At 59.9% G+C, this 15,381-nt stretch carries 18 protein-coding genes and 1 pseudogene; 7 read left to right on the top strand and 12 right to left on the bottom strand.

What is annotated here, in order from left to right:
- The first annotated feature begins 79 nt into the window (after window positions 1–79).
- The 7 genes and pseudogenes from E4Q08_RS24325 to E4Q08_RS02585 all read left to right on the top strand — a co-directional run bounded on the left by E4Q08_RS24325 (window position 80) and on the right by E4Q08_RS02585 (window position 3,343).
- Entirely contained in the window at window positions 80–493 is a 414-nt protein-coding gene (locus E4Q08_RS24325) for a DUF262 domain-containing protein (protein WP_248594643.1), read from the top strand.
- 150 nt (window positions 494–643) lie between these two features.
- Window positions 644–856: pseudogene (locus E4Q08_RS26325) on the top strand (DUF7834 domain-containing protein); the annotation flags it as partial.
- Window positions 831–1,307: a DUF7834 domain-containing protein gene (locus E4Q08_RS24330; RefSeq protein ID WP_443984443.1), complete on the top strand. Its 477-nt coding sequence runs from the start codon at window positions 831–833 to the stop codon at window positions 1,305–1,307. The pseudogene E4Q08_RS26325 and the gene E4Q08_RS24330, both read left to right, overlap by 26 nt.
- Window position 1,308: 1 nt before the next feature.
- Window positions 1,309–1,731, top strand: a complete 423-nt coding sequence (locus E4Q08_RS25580; RefSeq protein ID WP_169069212.1) for a DUF262 domain-containing protein — start codon at window positions 1,309–1,311, stop codon at window positions 1,729–1,731.
- A 20-nt stretch (window positions 1,732–1,751) separates the two neighbouring features.
- A complete protein-coding gene (locus E4Q08_RS02575) occupies window positions 1,752–2,075 on the top strand; it encodes a hypothetical protein (protein ID WP_169069213.1) in 324 nt (107 codons plus the stop codon).
- A complete protein-coding gene (locus tag E4Q08_RS02580) occupies window positions 2,044–2,430 on the top strand; it encodes a hypothetical protein (protein ID WP_169069214.1) in 387 nt (128 codons plus the stop codon). Before E4Q08_RS02575 ends, E4Q08_RS02580 begins: the two co-directional genes overlap by 32 nt.
- 427 nt (window positions 2,431–2,857) lie before the next feature.
- Window positions 2,858–3,343 carry a hypothetical protein gene (locus E4Q08_RS02585; RefSeq protein ID WP_169069215.1) on the top strand — a complete coding sequence of 162 codons (486 nt, stop codon included), beginning with the start codon at window positions 2,858–2,860 and terminating at the stop codon, window positions 3,341–3,343.
- 455 nt (window positions 3,344–3,798) lie between these two features.
- On the opposite strand, the gene E4Q08_RS02590 is transcribed toward E4Q08_RS02585, so the two are convergent.
- The 12 genes from E4Q08_RS02590 to E4Q08_RS24340 form a co-directional block, all read right to left on the bottom strand.
- On the bottom strand, window positions 3,799–4,440 hold the full coding sequence (locus tag E4Q08_RS02590; protein ID WP_169069216.1) for a glutathione S-transferase family protein: 642 nt from the start codon (window positions 4,438–4,440) through the stop codon (window positions 3,799–3,801).
- A 107-nt stretch (window positions 4,441–4,547) separates the two neighbouring features.
- Window positions 4,548–5,459, bottom strand: coding sequence for a YncE family protein (locus tag E4Q08_RS02595; RefSeq protein WP_169069217.1), 912 nt, complete (start codon window positions 5,457–5,459; stop codon window positions 4,548–4,550).
- A gap of 133 nt (window positions 5,460–5,592) precedes the next feature.
- Window positions 5,593–7,317 carry an ABC transporter transmembrane domain-containing protein gene (locus tag E4Q08_RS02600; RefSeq protein ID WP_308240038.1) on the bottom strand — a complete coding sequence of 575 codons (1,725 nt, stop codon included), beginning with the start codon at window positions 7,315–7,317 and terminating at the stop codon, window positions 5,593–5,595.
- 95 nt (window positions 7,318–7,412) lie between these two features.
- Window positions 7,413–7,808: an MAPEG family protein gene (locus tag E4Q08_RS02605; protein WP_169069218.1), complete on the bottom strand. Its 396-nt coding sequence runs from the start codon at window positions 7,806–7,808 to the stop codon at window positions 7,413–7,415.
- Window positions 7,809–7,863: 55 nt separating this feature from the next.
- Window positions 7,864–8,580, bottom strand: coding sequence for an RDD family protein (locus tag E4Q08_RS02610; protein WP_169069219.1), 717 nt, complete (start codon window positions 8,578–8,580; stop codon window positions 7,864–7,866).
- Entirely contained in the window at window positions 8,580–9,365 is a 786-nt protein-coding gene (locus E4Q08_RS02615) for a BPSS1780 family membrane protein (RefSeq protein WP_169069220.1), read from the bottom strand. The genes E4Q08_RS02610 and E4Q08_RS02615 overlap by 1 nt, the downstream gene beginning before the upstream one ends.
- Before the next feature lie 95 nt (window positions 9,366–9,460).
- A complete protein-coding gene (locus tag E4Q08_RS02620; protein WP_169069221.1) occupies window positions 9,461–10,774 on the bottom strand; it encodes a DUF58 domain-containing protein in 1,314 nt (437 codons plus the stop codon).
- A gap of 7 nt (window positions 10,775–10,781) precedes the next feature.
- Window positions 10,782–11,771, bottom strand: coding sequence for an AAA family ATPase (locus E4Q08_RS02625; protein WP_169069222.1), 990 nt, complete (start codon window positions 11,769–11,771; stop codon window positions 10,782–10,784).
- 10 nt (window positions 11,772–11,781) lie between these two features.
- On the bottom strand, window positions 11,782–12,696 hold the full coding sequence (locus E4Q08_RS02630; protein WP_169069223.1) for a DUF4350 domain-containing protein: 915 nt from the start codon (window positions 12,694–12,696) through the stop codon (window positions 11,782–11,784).
- Window positions 12,578–12,931 (bottom strand): hypothetical protein, encoded by a 354-nt coding sequence (locus E4Q08_RS02635; RefSeq protein ID WP_169069224.1) that lies wholly within the window; start codon window positions 12,929–12,931, stop codon window positions 12,578–12,580. Before E4Q08_RS02635 ends, E4Q08_RS02630 begins: the two co-directional genes overlap by 119 nt.
- Window positions 12,928–14,403 (bottom strand): hypothetical protein, encoded by a 1,476-nt coding sequence (locus E4Q08_RS02640; RefSeq protein WP_169069225.1) that lies wholly within the window; start codon window positions 14,401–14,403, stop codon window positions 12,928–12,930. The genes E4Q08_RS02635 and E4Q08_RS02640 overlap by 4 nt, the downstream gene beginning before the upstream one ends.
- Entirely contained in the window at window positions 14,393–15,379 is a 987-nt protein-coding gene (locus tag E4Q08_RS24340) for a stage II sporulation protein M (protein ID WP_169069226.1), read from the bottom strand. The genes E4Q08_RS02640 and E4Q08_RS24340 overlap by 11 nt, the downstream gene beginning before the upstream one ends.
- Window positions 15,380–15,381: the final 2 nt, after the last annotated feature.

The following is a 15,381-nucleotide window of genomic DNA, read 5'->3' on the forward strand; positions in this document are numbered from 1 at the left end:
ATGTCGACGGCAACCCCATTCCTGATATTAACTTAGTGATTCCACCTTATCAGCGCCCCTATAAATGGACAGCCAAAAAATGCAATTCAACTGCTGGACGATATTATTGGTGCAAAAAAAAGAGAATAAAGAAACCTACCGTGTAGGGACACTCATTCTACACCAAGAAGGAAGATCAACATATAACATCGTTGACGGGCAACAGAGAACTATCACCTTTTCGTTGTTACTGAAGGCTCTTGGTGTTACCTCAATACGCTTTTTAGAGCAACCCCTCGCCAATAATCCACATAATACTCGCAACATACCCAATAACTTTCGCACACTGGAAAGACGTACAGTTAATATTGATGTACGAGAAAGAGGAGAACTACTGGATTACATCGAAAAACAACTGCGAACTCATTGTTGTCGTTACAGAGAACATATCCGAAGCCTTCCAGTTTTTTTGATTCGCAAAATGCTCGTGGTAAAAAAGCTTTACCCCCCATGATTTGCTGAAGGCCTATCATCTTCGTGAAATGAACGATTTGGATGTAGCGGAGACCGAGAAGGTTGTAAAAAAGTTGGGAGGATTTAGACCAAAAAAGAACTCTCCGGACTATTTAGTGATTATCTCTATCGCGTAAAAGAATGGACAAAAGGCAACAAAGCATGGGAACTCACAGAACATAATATTCATAAATTCAAGGGCATTACCAGGCAGGATAACTTCCCTTATGCTCAATTCTACAAAGGGGCATTTGCCTATGCCGATACGGTTAATCATTCCTCAACTCCTTTTGTCTCAGGCATACGCAATCTTAAACCGTTTCAGTTGGATACGCCAATTGTGGCGGGTAAACCTTTTTTTTGACTATGCAAAACACTACTTTGAAATTCTTAAAGATATTCAGAACAACGACAAATACGAGGGCTATTTCATCAATGATAACGATATCATAAAAACACTTGACCTGAGTACATACAAAAACGGTGTTGGCAACCGAATTACACGCCTGTTGTTAGACACCGCTATTTTGCTCTATGTTGATAGGTTCTGCCCAGAACGACCTGCAAAAATTGACTTGGAAATGTTAGATCAATTTGTGGTGTTTGCTTTTGTCTGGGCCTATTCGCTAAGGGCACAATACTACAATCTCGGCTGGCTGTCTGCCCAGAATTACATTATGGGTAACGATCTTATAAACTCCTTTAATATATACAAAATCATCACCGACTCAGATTCACCGGTTTCGCTTTTAAGTTCACTTTCCGACAAGGTGAACCTGTTGCCAATTAACAAGATAGCAGCAAAAAAAAGATAATGTGGATGATCGAGACGAAAAACGACATTTATCAAAAACTATCTTCACTATTTCAAATCAAACAAATTCATGGAGGACAGAAAATGAAAACCAAAAACGCTCCCCCCTCAAAGAACTTTCTATAGCTGAAATTTATAATGGTGACAAAGCAACCTATGAAGTGCCAATATACCAGAGAAACTATGCATGGGAAAAAGATGAGATTTCCGCATTGATTCAGGATGTTTATGATTCGTTCACTTCAAGAAAACCGACCTATTTTATCGGGACATTGGTGTCCTTCCATAAAGGAGATCAGGTATATGAAGTGATTGATGGCCAACAGAGGCTAACCACAATTAACCTCGTCCTGGGTGCATTGGGAATTCTCATCCAAAACAAACTTACGTATAGGGCACGCAAAAAAATCGAACGACACCATTAAAAGCATCCCTGAATTCAAGGTTGACGAAAAAAGACGCTGGAATTGTAAATGGCTTTAAATATGCGAAGAACGCCATTAATGAAATAGTTCCGGCCAACGATTTATCCAAGTACAAAGAATATATTCAGCACAGCGTTCACCTGATTCACTATCATGTGCCCAAAGATATAGATCTAAACCACTACTTTGAGGTTATGAATTCCAGAGGTGAGCAACTGGAAAAGCACGAAATTATTAAAGCACGTCTTATCGAAAAACCTAAACAACGCCGACAAAGCAAAGTTCAATCGCCTTTGGGAAAATTGCAGCGAAATGAAGGTCTACATACAGCAAAAGTATCGTGATACCGCAATATTTGGAAATAATCTCAGTGATTTCAAGGTATTAAACTTTAACGATATACCTCAAGCTGACGATAACACCAATACACTGACTTTCGGTGATCTTATCAATTACAAAGGTATAGACAAACTGCAGCAAGAAGAGGACAAACTCGATACGTTCCAGCCGATAATGGATTTTGCAAACTTCTTGCTTATTGTGTTGAAACTTACCCGTATGGAAGAAAGCGACTTTGATCCTACAAGCTTTAATCTGGACGATAAAGATTTGATTCATGAGTTTGACAAGGTGCAGGTTAATGAAAAAGTTTGTAAAGATGTTCGGCTTCAACCTGCTGATGGCAAAATATCTTCTTGACAACTATCTCGTGCATCATTCAAATGAAGATGACACTATTGAGAATAACCCCTGGAAGCTTCAGTACTGGCAAAAAGACGGAAAAAAACGAGTATTTGAAAAATCGTGTTGACGATATCAATATTCAGCATAAACTAGTGCAGTCACTTTCGATGTTCGAGGTCTCATTTACAGCAAGGCAACGCAAGAATTATCTTTTCTATTGCTTGTTGCATCTATTCCGCCAAGGTACAGATATCAGCCCGTATTGTAATTTCGTAGCGGGGTTGGCGGACAAATTTTTTCAAAGATGTGTATTTGGTGAACGACAACCTTAACGAAATTAATACTCCTAAACCCGGCAGTTTCGATAACACAATCTTTCAAAACAATCAATTTGATATAACGCCACGCAATGACATATTTAATTTTACTGCAATCTATGGAGATGGCACTGCAAAATCAAAGGGGATTCCTTTGTTCGTTTTCAACTATCTTGACTATAAACTGTGGGAAGAATATGCCAATACGCTTCGCGGCGAAAAAAACAAAAGAAGGCAGTAAAGAACGAACTGACTATTTTGCAGCACTTGGATGTGGTGATTTTGGCCTGAAAGTATTCGAACAGTTTTATTTTTCAAGAACGCGCAGGAGTCTGGAGCATTACTTCCCAACTGCCAATGCAACTGGAAAGAATGGTACGCCTAATGAAGAGCAAATAAACTGCTTTGGTAACTACGCCATGATTGGTAGCGAAGCGAATAGTTCCGGTTCTAATTGGAGCCCGAAAACCAAACTTGATCATTACCTAGATGCTTCAGGAAAAATTAGGCAGGTCAGTGTGGCATCAATCAAGTTCATGATTATGATGCAAAAATGCAAAGACAATCAAAGCGCTTCTCGGGGAGCGGGGCAGGAATGGAATTTTTTTTGACATAAAAGCTCATCAAGAAAAAAATGCTAGACGTATTGCTTAAATAAAAGCGAACCGCTAGATCGGTTTCAATGTTCAATGGTCAATAGGTTAAAAGAATCTCTCGCGATGCAGCGGCGATACATTCGTGAGCTACTCTCCTCCTGGCGTCAGCCTGGCGCTCGCGCCCTGACCCACTACCCAGGGCCTCGCCACTCGGAACGTATACTCCAAAGCACCGTATATACTATATTGTCATGCACTTGGCAGATTTCTGGGTGGCTCACACCTCGTCTGCCCAAGCATGACCGAATGGTCCGAAAAGGATGGCGACCTACAGAAGCTCAACCGAATGAAACATAAGCCTATAAGAATCATATGGTTGATAAATTTTGGCCATATGCTGTCCGAGTGGCAAGGCCCTGGGTAGTGGGTGACTTCTGTAGTGTTGGATCATAGCCATTACTCCAGACAAATCACTCCTCGATCGGCACCGCCTGGAACGCTTCGCTCGCTTCGAGCCGCTCTGCCAGGCGTTCGAGCGCCGGGCACTCACCGCTCGGCCATTCGTGGGGCAGGACGTAACGGATGAAGCCGATTCCGGCAACGCTGCTGATGTCGGCCTGCGTCAGGCGGCCACCGAACAGAAAATCGCCGTCCAGCCGCTCTTCGAGCATCGCCAGGGCCTGACGCATCTGGCCGCGCAGGCGGTTCGTCCAGTCAGGCCATTGCAGCTCGGCCGGGCGCTTGCGCTCGTATTCGATGGCCACGGCCTTTTCCGTAGCCACCATGGCCAGGGCCATCAGTTGCTGCACCTGCCGATGTTCGCTCCCGCTGCGCGGCGTCAACGGTGTCATGCCACGTTCGGCAGCGAGTTCGTCGAGGTAGTCGAGCAGATAGGCACTTTCGTAGATTTTCTCACCGTCGGGCAGTGTCAACATCGGCACTTTGAACAGCGGATTGAGTGGACGCATGGCGTCCATCTGCCTGAACACTGACAGCGAAACATGCTCATAGGGGATCGCATAGCACTGCATGGTCACCGCAACGCGGCGCACGAAAGGTGAATCATAGAGTCCGAGAAGCTGGTGCTTCATGCTGCTTGTCATGTCCGTCATGTCTTTTTCTCCTAAAGGTTGAGGTCAAGCAAAGCCGGTTGGAACGGTGGCGACGCACGGCAGCAGCACCCTGGTCCGGATACGCCGTTCCCGGAAGGATCGGGGGTTCATCTGGAGGCTGCAGGCAAACGCTCGACTTCGAGAATACGGCCGCGGCCTTGCTCGGCAAGCAGCAGCCGGCCCGGGGCCAGCGGCAGAACGGTTTGCCCGGAGCGCAGACCGCGCAGTATGGTCTGCAACGATCCTGTTCGGTCGAGCAGCAGCAGGCGTGCCCGATGCGTGGCGTCTTCGGTGATCCACAGCCCTTCCTCGTTGCACATCAGAAAACCCGGCGCGTTGAGCTGTTCGAGGACCAGCACATCGGCACCGTCGGCCTGCCAGCGCTTGACCCAGCGTTTTCCCTTTTCGGTATAGAACAAGCGCCCATCGGGACAAACCGCGACGCCCTCACCCTCGCTGAGGCCGCTGCGCAAGACGGTCAACACCCTGGTGAGCGGGTCGAAGCGCAGCAGACGCCCATCGCCCGGTCGATCTTCGATGGCGTACAGATACCGGCCATCGCTGGCGAGACCTTCGACACTTCGCCCCTGGAATAGGGCTTCCGTTTGACCGTCATGCAGCCAAAGCACCGGCAGGTCGCCCCCTTCCTGAGCAATCGCGATGCCGTCGTGAAACGCCACCAGTCCATCGGGCTTGGAGAGCCCGACCACGGCCTGGGACAGGCTGCCACTCGCCGCACGCCTGAACAGGAGGCCACGCTCGTTGCCGAGTTCCTTGCTGATGTACAAGGCGCCATCACGGTCTTTCGCCAGGGCGCTGACCTGCGGAATGCCATCGAGGTAGACCCGGTATGTCCAGCCATCCGCTGCCGTCACCGGGTAAAAATGCTGCCAGGCAAGGAAGCCACCGAGCAGCACGACCCCCAGCGCTGCCAGCCACAGTCCCTGCGCCCTGCGTGACCACAGCGCGCTAGGGGCGTCATTGTTGATCCTGCGGCGATCGTCGACGTCTGCTTGCATGCATTTTCCTCTCTGAGCATGAGCCCCGAGATGGATCGGAGCGAGTTCTTGCCATCTTTGCACCTTGAGCACAGCAAAGACAGGGTGTTCACCGGCTTCCCGGCAACGCGGGCGTGCGCCGCAGCGGGTCTCTTCAGGCACCAAACTGCAGCGCTGCCAGGCGGGCGTACAAGCCGCCACGCTCGACCAGCTCCGTGTGCGTACCAACGTCGATGACCCGTCCGTGGTCGAGAACGATGATCCGGTCGGCGCGCTGCACGGTGGCCAGGCGGTGCGCAATGACGATCGTCGTCCGCCCGGCCATCGCGGCTTCGAGCGCCGCCTGCACGACGCGCTCGCTTTCGGCGTCGAGGCTGCTGGTCGCTTCGTCGAGCAGCAACAGCGGTGCGTTCTTCAATATCGCTCGCGCAATGGCGATGCGCTGGCGCTGGCCGCCAGACAGGCGGACACCGCGTTCGCCGACGAAAGTGGCGTAACCGTCGGGCAGGCGCTGCACGAATTCATCGACGAAGGCCGCGAGTGCGGCAGCACGGGTTTCCTCGTCGGAGGCCTCGGGTTTGCCGTAACGGATGTTGTCGGCGATGCTGCCCGAGAAGATCACCGCCTCCTGTGGCACCACCGCAATGCGCGCGCGCAACTCGGTCAGGCGCGCGCACCGCAGGTCGATGCCATCGATCCGGATGCCCCCCTCGCTGACGTCGTAAAAGCGCTGCAGTAACTGGAAGACGGTGGTTTTGCCGGCCCCCGACGGCCCGACCAGCGCCACCGTCTGCCCGGCATCGATGGTGAAATCGAGCCCCTGCAGCACCGCCTGCAGCGGGCGCGACGGATAGGCGAAGTGCACCTCGCTGAAGCGCACCTGCAAGCCGGCCGCCGCTGCCGGCAGGGCAACGGGCAGTGCCGGCTCGGTGATCGGCGAACGCTCGCCGAGCAGTTCCATCAACCTTTCGGTAGCCCCCGAAGCGCGCAGCAGGTCGCCCCAGACCTCGGCAAGTACGGCCACGCTGCCGGCGACAAGCATCACATAGAGCGCCGTCTGGCTCAACTGGCCGGCGCTGATCTCGCCGGCGAGCACCGCCTGAACGCCGCCGTACAGGCCGTAGAGCAGCGAAGCAAAGACGCCGATGATGACGAAGGCGGTGAGCGCCGAGCGTGTGCCGCTGCGGCGGATCGAAGTGGAAAAAGCCTGCTCGTTGGCGGTGGCGAAGCGTGCCGTTTCGGCACTCTCCTGGGTATAACTCTGAACCACCGGAATGGCATTGAGGATCTCGCCGGCGATGCCACTGGTATCGGCAATGCGGTCCTGGCTGGCGCGCGAGAGTTTGCGTACGCGGCGTGCGATGAGTGCTGCCGGCAGCACCACCAGCACGATGATTCCCGCCACCGTCAGCATCAACCGCGGCGTCGTGGTGAGCAGCATGGTCAGCCCGCCGGCCAGCAGCACCAGGTTGCGCAGGCCCATGCTGATGCTCGAACCGACGGCGTTGTGAATCACCGTCGTGTCGGTGGTCAGCCGCGACAGCACTTCGCCAGTCTTCAGGGTCTCGAAGAACTGCGGACTCTGTTGCAGCACATGCGCGTAGACCGCCTGCCGCAAATCGGTGGTCACTCGCTCGCCGATCCAGCTCACCATGTAGAAACGCGCGGCGGTCGCCAGCCCGAGTAGCACCGCGACGAGGAACAACAGAATGAAATGGTCGCGGATCGCCGGCAGTCGATCGTCGAGCAGCTTGTCGGCTGGCGCCGCGAGACCGCCGTCGACCAGCAGTTTCACGGCATAGGGCAGCGCCAGCGTCGCGCCGGCGGCGAGCAGCAGGAACAGCAGGGCCAGAGCGATCTGCCCTCGATAGCGGGCCACGTAAGGCAGCAGCGCACGCAGCGGCCGCAGCTTGCGTGCCGGCAGCGCTCTCTGCGCGCTGCCGTCGCCTAGCGTTGTCCGGGAAGTTTCGCGATTCAGGCGAGCAGTCCGCGCAGCACGCCCCAGGCGCCGCCGAGGGCAAGGGCGCCGAAAGCGAGCATCGAGACCAGGAAGCCCTTGCCGCGTGTCTTCGGATCGCGAGCATAGGCCAAGGCGTACCAGACCCGGCCCAGCAGCCAGGCGCCTCCGAGCACCGTCGCCCAGAGGCTCGACAGGTAGAATGCGCACACCCACAACACCGGCAGGAAAGCGACCGTGTTCTCGAGGGTGTTCATCTGGATCCGATAAGCGATCTCGAATTGCGGGTGACCACTGGTTGCCGGCGCCTGGATGCCGAACTTGATGCGGCAGCGGCCGACATAGGCCGCACAGGCGAACAACAGCAGTGCCGTGGCGAGGGTGACCAGAGCTGGTCCTGGGTAAGCATTCATGAGGTCGATCCGTATCAGGGCAGAGCAGGCAAAGACAGCGGGAAGCCGGGAAGATTCAGGATACCTGACTCCCGAGCAGGAAGTTGCCGATGCGCAGCAGGCGCCGCCGCGCGGCCTCACCGTCGAGACCAGCGCTCAGCGGCCCGGCGGCGACGGCCAGTTCGGCTGCCCGCTCGGGTGTCAGCAGCGCGGCACGCTGGCTGTACTCGATGATCGCCAGTTGTTCTTCGCGCGTCAGGACAAAGGGTGGTGCTTCGCTGCCGAGCCCGCTGCCCGCACTGGCTGGCCGGCGCGCAGCGCCATCGACATGCACCACCAGCGTACCGGCAGCCAGGTCGCCCAGGCGTTTACCCTCGGCATTGAGCAGGCTGGTGACGAAACCGGCAGCGTAGAGCAGCGGCAGGAAATCGACGCTGCGCAGCGTGTTGCGGATGAACGCGGCACTCCAGCCGACGGGGCGACCGTCGTCATGGACGACCGCCAGGCCGCAGGCTTTCTTGCCTGGAGTCTGGCCGTGGCGATACACCTCGAATACGATCGGATACCCCCACTCGAGCAGAAATGCACCGAGCAACAGCAGGCCGGCGCCGAAATCGCCGATTTTCGCGGCGGCAAACACCAGCAGCAGCCAGAGCCCCAGGCGGAGCAGGAAATCGAGAAACCAGGCACGTGCCCGCGCGACCGGCCCGGCCACCCGCAACTCGATCTCGCAGCCTTCGGGTGTGGCGATGCGGCGGAGGCTGTCCAGCGGGGCGGCAAGCGCAACGGTCATCAACGATCGGCGAAGAACAGATCCCGGTAAGCCGCGTACAGCGAAGCGTAGAGCACCGGCAGCAGCACCAGCCAGCCGAGCAGCAGCGGCAGGCTGGCCAGCACCGCGGCAACCAGCACCAGCAGGCCATAGACCAGGAAGGGCAGCAAATTCCGTAGCGCGACGAGAATCCCGGTCCTGATCGCCTGATACGCCGACAGTTCATGAAAGAGCAACAGCGGCGGCGCCAGCCAGACCGCCATGGCCAGTGGCGCAAAGACCAGGATCATGACCAGAAAGGAAACCACGATGGCCCACACGGCGGTGTTCCCGGCGCTGTCGTGAGCAATCGTCGCCAGTGCGGCGACACCGGTGACGGTGGCCACGATGCCGAGTACCACCGCCACCACCAGCAGCGTCAGCAGGTAGAGCAGCCCCACCATCAGCAGACCTCCCGGTTGGCGAGAAAAACCGGCAAACAGGTGCTCGAAGCGGATCCCCTCACCTTCCTCGATGGCCCGGCAACCGATGCTGATGCCTCCGATGAACACCGGAATCAACAGGTTGGCGGCGACATTCAGGAAAGGGATCATGCCGACGATCAGCATCACCGCCATGAAGGCGACAGCGATGCCGATCCAGGTGCCCGGCGCCGTGCGGAACATCTCCCAGCCGCGCAACAGCCACCGATAGCCGCACCCGGCCGGCACCAGCCGGCCCTCGGGAAGAAACGTTCCGAAAGAGCTATCGCTGTAGTCATACAGCCGCGCCGAAGGTGCCTTGTATGGGTTTTCGTCGATCTGCATTGCAGCCCCTGCCGTCAAAATGATGGAAACACGTCTCGTCGCCCCAGTGACCAGACGTTTCGTTGCCCCCTGCGGCAACGAGCACGCGGCGCATACTATAACGCGCCGGCGCGCTTTCTGGCCCAGTAGTGATTGATCAGCGCCACCGGCAGTTCGCGCGCAGCGACATCGAGAATCTCGACGCCGCCGTGGCGCAACAGCGCCACCTGCCGCCGCCGCGCCTGCAGGTATTCGAGGCCGGCAGCGCGCGTCAGCGCCGCGTCGAAATCACTGACCGGCGCTTCGAGCAACTCGTCGAGAACTGCCTCGCGCAGGCTGGCGATGCTCACCGCGTGGCGGCGCCGCAACTGTTCCACTGCCGGCAGCAAGGTATCGTCGTCCTCGTCGCGCAGGTTGGTGACCAGAATTACCAGTGCCCGTTTGCGCAGGCGCTGGCTGAGGGATTCGCAGGCGCACAGGTAATCGGGCACCTGCAGCGACGGTTGCAGGTCGTAGACCGCATTCATCATCGCCTGCAGGGTCGCCAGAGACTTGCGTGGTGGCAGCACGCGCGGCGCGGCGTGGCCAAAGGTCGCCAGTCCGACGGCGTCGCCCTGGTGCAGGGCGACCCAGGCGAGCAGCAGCAGGGCGTTGAGGGTGTGGTCGAAATGCGAAAGCTCGCCATCGCGAGCACGCATCCGGCCACCGCAATCGAGCAGGAAGACAATCTGCTGGTCGCGTTCATCGGCGTATGCCCGCGAGATCAGGCGACCGACGCGGGAGCTGGCTTTCCAGTCGATCTGCCGCGGCGAGTCGTCCTGACGGTAGTCGCGCAACTGCTGGAATTCCATGCCCTCGCCACGCCGCCGGCGCTGCAGGATACCGATCTGCGACAGGCGGTGATCGGTCGCCAGCAGCGTGTAGTGCGCGATGCGTGCGAAATTCGGAAAGACGCGCACCACATCCTGCAGCGCGATGCTCTCGTGCAGCAACCACAGGCGCAGCGGCGACGAGCAGCGCAGGTTGACGCCGTCGAACACCTGCCGACCGCGCTCGCTTACCGAAACCCGGTAGGCGACGCGCAGGTAGCGGTCGGCGGCGATCGTGAAGCGCAGTGGCAAGCCCTCGCTGAGGAAAGCTGCCGGGTGCCTGTCGATCAGCCAGCCGCTAGCCTGCTGCCCTGAATCGCAGCGAAGGTAGAGGCCGATGTTCTGCCAGGTTCCTACCGGCATGGCATGCGACAGATCGCGCTGCACGGTGATGCGGCCGCGACGGCGCCAGGCGCTCAGCGCGTCGGCAGCGGCCAGGCCGAACAGCGTTGCCGCAGTCGCCTGCCAGAGTGCCAGCAGGCTCGGCACGACGGCGACCGCCAGACCCAGCAACAGCCACAGCCCGGCAGCGAGCAGCAGTCTGTGGTCGGGAAGCAGCATTTGACCGTCAGGCCCGCGGCGCCGGCACGCGTTCGAGCAGCGCGCGCAGCAGATCGTCGGCGCTGAGCCCTTCGATCTCGGCCTCGGCGGCCGGCGCCACGCGGTGGCGCAGCGCCGGCAGCGCCACCGCCTTGATGTCGTCGGGCGTGGCGAAACCCCGCCCGGCCATCAGCGCCCGCGCCCGCGCTGCCCGCACCAGCGCGATCGGGCCACGCGGACCAGCGCCGCTGGCCAGCCCCGGCGTTTCACGACTGGCGCGAACAATGGCTACGGCATAAGCGACGACGCGTTCGTCGACGACGACATGCGCCGTCCATTGCTGCAGCCCGACCACCGTTGCCGGCTGGATCAGCGTGGCCACCGCCTCGACATCGAGGTCACCGCCGGTCTTCGCTCTCGTCACCTGCCGGGTCAATGCCACTTCCTCTTCTTCGCTCGGGTAATCGATGCGAATCTTGAACAGAAAACGGTCGAGCTGCGCTTCCGGCAGCGGGTAAGTGCCTTCCTGTTCGATCGGGTTCTGGGTCGCCAGGACCATGAACGGGCGCGGCAAGGGAGAGCTGTTCCCTTCCAGCGTCACCTGTTTTTCCTGCATCGCTTCGAGCAGCGCCGACTGCGTCTTGGCGGGCGCCCGGTTGATCTCGTCGGCGAGCAAGAGATGCGTAAACACCGGCCCCTGGCGAGTGACGAAATTGGCCGTGGCTGCGTCGAACAGCGTGTGACCGACGACATCGGAAGGCATCAGGTCAGGGGTGAACTGGATGCGCCGGGTCTGGCCGCCGAAGGTTCTGGCCAGGACTTTTACCAGCAGCGTCTTGCCGAGACCGGGAACGCCCTCGATGAGCACGTGTGCATCGGCCAGCAGACCGATCAGCACTTCGTCGATCACTGCCTGCTGGCCGATCACCGCCTTGGCCATTTCAGCGCGCAGCGCGCTTAGCAGTTGCCTTGCCTGTTGCAGTTTTTCTGCCGGCAGGACCGGCGCGGGGGTATTCATGGCGAGGATCTCAGAGTTCACGTTCCAGGTCGCGCAGGGTGCGCAACGCGTCGGTAAAAGCGTGCGGGGTATCGGCCCGGCCATCGAGGGCAGCGGCGATGCGCGCCGCCGGCAAACCGGAACGTGCTGCCAGAGCGATCGCCTGCGCCGCAGGCGGGCGTGCAGCGATGCCTGGCTGGCGCAGCGCGAGGCGGCTGCGAAAATGCTCGCGCGCAGGTGCCAGCAGCGCCGCCAGCGCACCCGACCGCCACAGGTAGCGAGCAATGGCCGCCAGGTGTTCACGCAGTTCACGGCGCGCCGGCGGTGCCTCCGGCTGTACCCCCCCGAAGCGCGGAATGATGCGCCATAGCCAGAGGACGAGCAACATTGCCGCAGCGATGCACGCGGCCCCGGCGTTCTCCAGCAGCCAGTCCAGCAGGCTCGGCATCTGCAGGCGCGACAGCAACAGAACCTGCGGTGGTGACGAGCGGTCATGCTCGCTGAGCAGCGTCCAGTAGAATTCGGCATGGTCCATCACGCCGATGCGCCGATTGCTCAACATCTGGTCGAGCCCGCTGGCGATCGTCAGATGCCCATGGCCGATGTGGAAATGCAGGATCTGTTCACCGCCACCATTTGCACCCTCGCCAGCCGACCAGTCCGGCTGTCGCCCGCCGGCCTCGAGTCGCGGCCCTCTGGCGTCGATCCGCAGCGGCCGGAGCATGCCAGGCAGCGTCACTTCCAGCACCTCCGGCCACTCGCGTGGCGCCTGCGGTGACGGCTCGAAGTACCGCACCCCGAGGTGGTCGAGCAGCGGATCGGCGACGTCACGATATTCGGCGACGGCGATCAGGTATCCGCCGTCCTCGACCCAGGCGAGCAGGCGACGCAGTCGCTCGGGGGGGCAAGTGATGCGCGCGCTGGCGGTCGAGAAACAGCGTGCCACCGGCCGGCAGCCGGTCGAGGATGCGCGCGTCCGATTGCCGCGTCAGCTTGCCGCCCATGCGCGCGGTGAAACGTTCGAGTGCCAGGTAGGGATTGCGCCGGGCCTCGGCCTGCGGCGCTTCGCGGCGATGTTGCGGGACATATTCGAGATGGGTGACCAGCCAGCCAGCCAGCAGCGTCAGCCCGACGAGGGCGAAGAGTACGAGGAGCGAGGCCTTGTTGTGGCGGCGCGTCATGGCCGTGCCTGCGGCTTGCCGAACAGGAGATCCCAGCCTGCCAGCAGTTCCTCGACGCGCTCGACCGGGATCGACAGGCGACCATAGGCCGCCAGCCGCCAGGTCTCGACGAGCACGTTGAAACGGCGATCGAGCGCCTCGGGGACTCGCCCGGCGATGCGGCTCAGGCAGTCGTTTTCGGTGTCACCGGCGGCAAAGTCGATCTGGCGCTGATGCATCAGAGCGACCAATGCACCGCGATAGAGCAGGCTCAAGGCCTCGACGCTGTCACCCCGGTCCAGCGCCGCATGCGCTGCCGCCGCCACATCTGCCGGCAGGGACGCCGGACGCAGGTCGAGACCGAACAGGAACTCCGGTGCCGCTGGCGCCACGCGTGCGCGCGATCCGGCCTGCCGGTAGCGCAGCACCAGGAAAATGGCCGCCGCCAGACCGAGACCGGCGAAGACCCAGAGCAGGCCCCTGAGCATCTCGGAGAACCATTCGATTGCTTTGAACAAGACCTTGATCCAGTCGCCCCCAGGCTCGTCGACGGGCGAGTCCGACTGCCGCCAGCGCCAACTCCAGTCTTCCCGGTCCTGCCCGAACACCGGGTCGGTGAGCACCGCATCGATCGCCTGCCTGGCCACGCTCGGCGGTTGCGGTGCTTCTTCGGCTTGTACGGGCTTGAGCAGCGGCAGCCACACGGCCAGCACCAGGAGAACCAGCAAGGACGACGCCAGAGGAGTCGCAGACTGCCGCGCGGCGAGGCGGCGAAAAGCCAGTTCGATATCCCAGGCTTCGAGTTCGCTGCGCCGGTTCAGGTAGAGGGAAAACCCCGAAGCCACGTAAAGCGGCTCGACCACCGTTTCGGCAAGCATGAACACCAGATTACCGGCGAAATACCCGGCAGTCGAGCGATCGCCGCCAAACCACTGCCAGAGCGACAGGTCCTGGCCATCCCCCGGCACCAGCGCCAGCAGGGTGATCACGATCGAGACCAGGAGAATCGTCGACATATTGGCGCAAAAGAAGGTCAGCCAGACGGCGTGGCCCCGGCAGCGCCGCGACAACAGCCGGAAACGCGCCCGCGCGTCGGCGCCGGTCTGCCCCTCGAGCTGCCACACCGGCAGCAGCAGCGAGCGTGCCAGGCTGCAGCGGCGCAGCGTCAGGCCGGAGAGCACGCCCGGCCCGCGCAACACACGCGGCAACTCGCGCAGCAGGTCGCGCACGCGGCACTCGTCGCCAAAGACCGAACGGCTGAAGACGAACAGCAGCACCCGGTCGAACAGCGGCTTCAGCCACCACAGGACGAGTATCGCGTATTCTGGCCACGGCCACATGACCAACAGAATGACGATGCCGGCCGGCCAGTAGGTCGCAAACCAGGCACGGTAGACCGGCGCGGCCCAGTTGCGCAGCAGCGCCGGCCCGAGATCCAGCGCCTCCCAGGGGCTGCGCCGGCGCAGCCTGACGGTGATCTGCTCAAGCTGCACGGGATCGACGTCCGGCCAGCAACAGATAGGCGCTGGTGAGCAGCCAGAAAGTGCTGCCGACCGCGATCTTGATCTCCAGCGGAACGCCACGCAGAGGCGACCAGAAAGCCTCGATGAAGGCGGCGAAGAAGGTCAGCGCCGCGGCCCCATAAAGCAGCTTCACCGCGACGCGGCCGTTCTCCTGCAAAGCCGCCAGGCGTGACCGCTGGCCTGGTGCCAGCAGCGCCATCCCGAGCTTCAGTCCGGCAGCACCGGCGAGCACCGCGCCGATCAATTCGAAAGCGCTGTGGCCGGCGACAAAGCCCCAGAAAGTCTCCCCCAGGCCGACCTGCGTCAGGTGACCGGCAATCGCCCCGATGTAGAGACCGTTGTAGAGCAGGTAGAACACCGAGCCGAGACCAAATGCGATGCCGCCGGCGAAGGCCTGGAAATCGATGCGCACATTGTTGGCAATGTAGAAAGCCCACATCGCCCACTCGCTCGACGCCGCACGCGGCCGGCCCAGATGTGCTGCCGCTGGCGAGTACATCTCCTCGATCTCGCTGACGGTATCCGGTGAGAGCAGCAGGAAAGCGGCGTCAGGCCAGACCTGAATGGCCATCAGCATCGCCAGTAGCGGCCCCAGCAGGAGCAGCATGGCGGCGACAACGACTCGCCACTCGCCGCGCACCAGCGCCGGCAAGTCAGCGGCGACGAAGCGCCGCAGCGCGCCACCCTCGGGCCTGGCGGCGCCATAGATGCGCTGGTGGACAGCCAGCACACGCCGCTGCAGATCCTCGGTCAGCGCCGCCGAGTAATTCCGGTCGCGCACCAGCGCCAGGTCATGGCACAGGCGGCGGAAGCGCTGCGGCAAGCCGACAGCGTCGATCGCCAGCACCTCCGGCGCGGCAGCGACAGGCCTCTGCGCCGACGCCAGCCAGCGGTCCCAGGCTTGCCATTCCGCCTGCCGGCGAGCGATGTATTGGCGTTCCTTCACGA

This window comes from Candidatus Accumulibacter contiguus, assembly GCF_012940005.1.
Taxonomy (GTDB): domain Bacteria; phylum Pseudomonadota; class Gammaproteobacteria; order Burkholderiales; family Rhodocyclaceae; genus Accumulibacter; species Accumulibacter contiguus.

Bases quoted from the DNA above. Each gene is read 5' to 3' on its own strand.
- E4Q08_RS24325 (WP_248594643.1), top strand. From the start codon at position 80: ATGCAATTCAACTGCTGGACGATATTATTGGTGCAAAAAAAAGAGAAT.
- E4Q08_RS02580 (WP_169069214.1), top strand. From the start codon at position 2,044: ATGAAGGTCTACATACAGCAAAAGTATCGTGATACCGCAATATTTGGA.
- E4Q08_RS02585 (WP_169069215.1), top strand. From the start codon at position 2,858: ATGGCACTGCAAAATCAAAGGGGATTCCTTTGTTCGTTTTCAACTATC.
- E4Q08_RS02590 (WP_169069216.1), bottom strand. From the start codon at position 4,440: ATGACGGACATGACAAGCAGCATGAAGCACCAGCTTCTCGGACTCTAT.
- E4Q08_RS02595 (WP_169069217.1), bottom strand. From the start codon at position 5,459: ATGCAAGCAGACGTCGACGATCGCCGCAGGATCAACAATGACGCCCCT.
- E4Q08_RS02605 (WP_169069218.1), bottom strand. From the start codon at position 7,808: ATGAATGCTTACCCAGGACCAGCTCTGGTCACCCTCGCCACGGCACTG.
- E4Q08_RS02610 (WP_169069219.1), bottom strand. From the start codon at position 8,580: ATGACCGTTGCGCTTGCCGCCCCGCTGGACAGCCTCCGCCGCATCGCC.
- E4Q08_RS02615 (WP_169069220.1), bottom strand. From the start codon at position 9,365: ATGCAGATCGACGAAAACCCATACAAGGCACCTTCGGCGCGGCTGTAT.
- E4Q08_RS02620 (WP_169069221.1), bottom strand. From the start codon at position 10,774: ATGCTGCTTCCCGACCACAGACTGCTGCTCGCTGCCGGGCTGTGGCTG.
- E4Q08_RS02625 (WP_169069222.1), bottom strand. From the start codon at position 11,771: ATGAATACCCCCGCGCCGGTCCTGCCGGCAGAAAAACTGCAACAGGCA.
- E4Q08_RS02635 (WP_169069224.1), bottom strand. From the start codon at position 12,931: ATGACGCGCCGCCACAACAAGGCCTCGCTCCTCGTACTCTTCGCCCTC.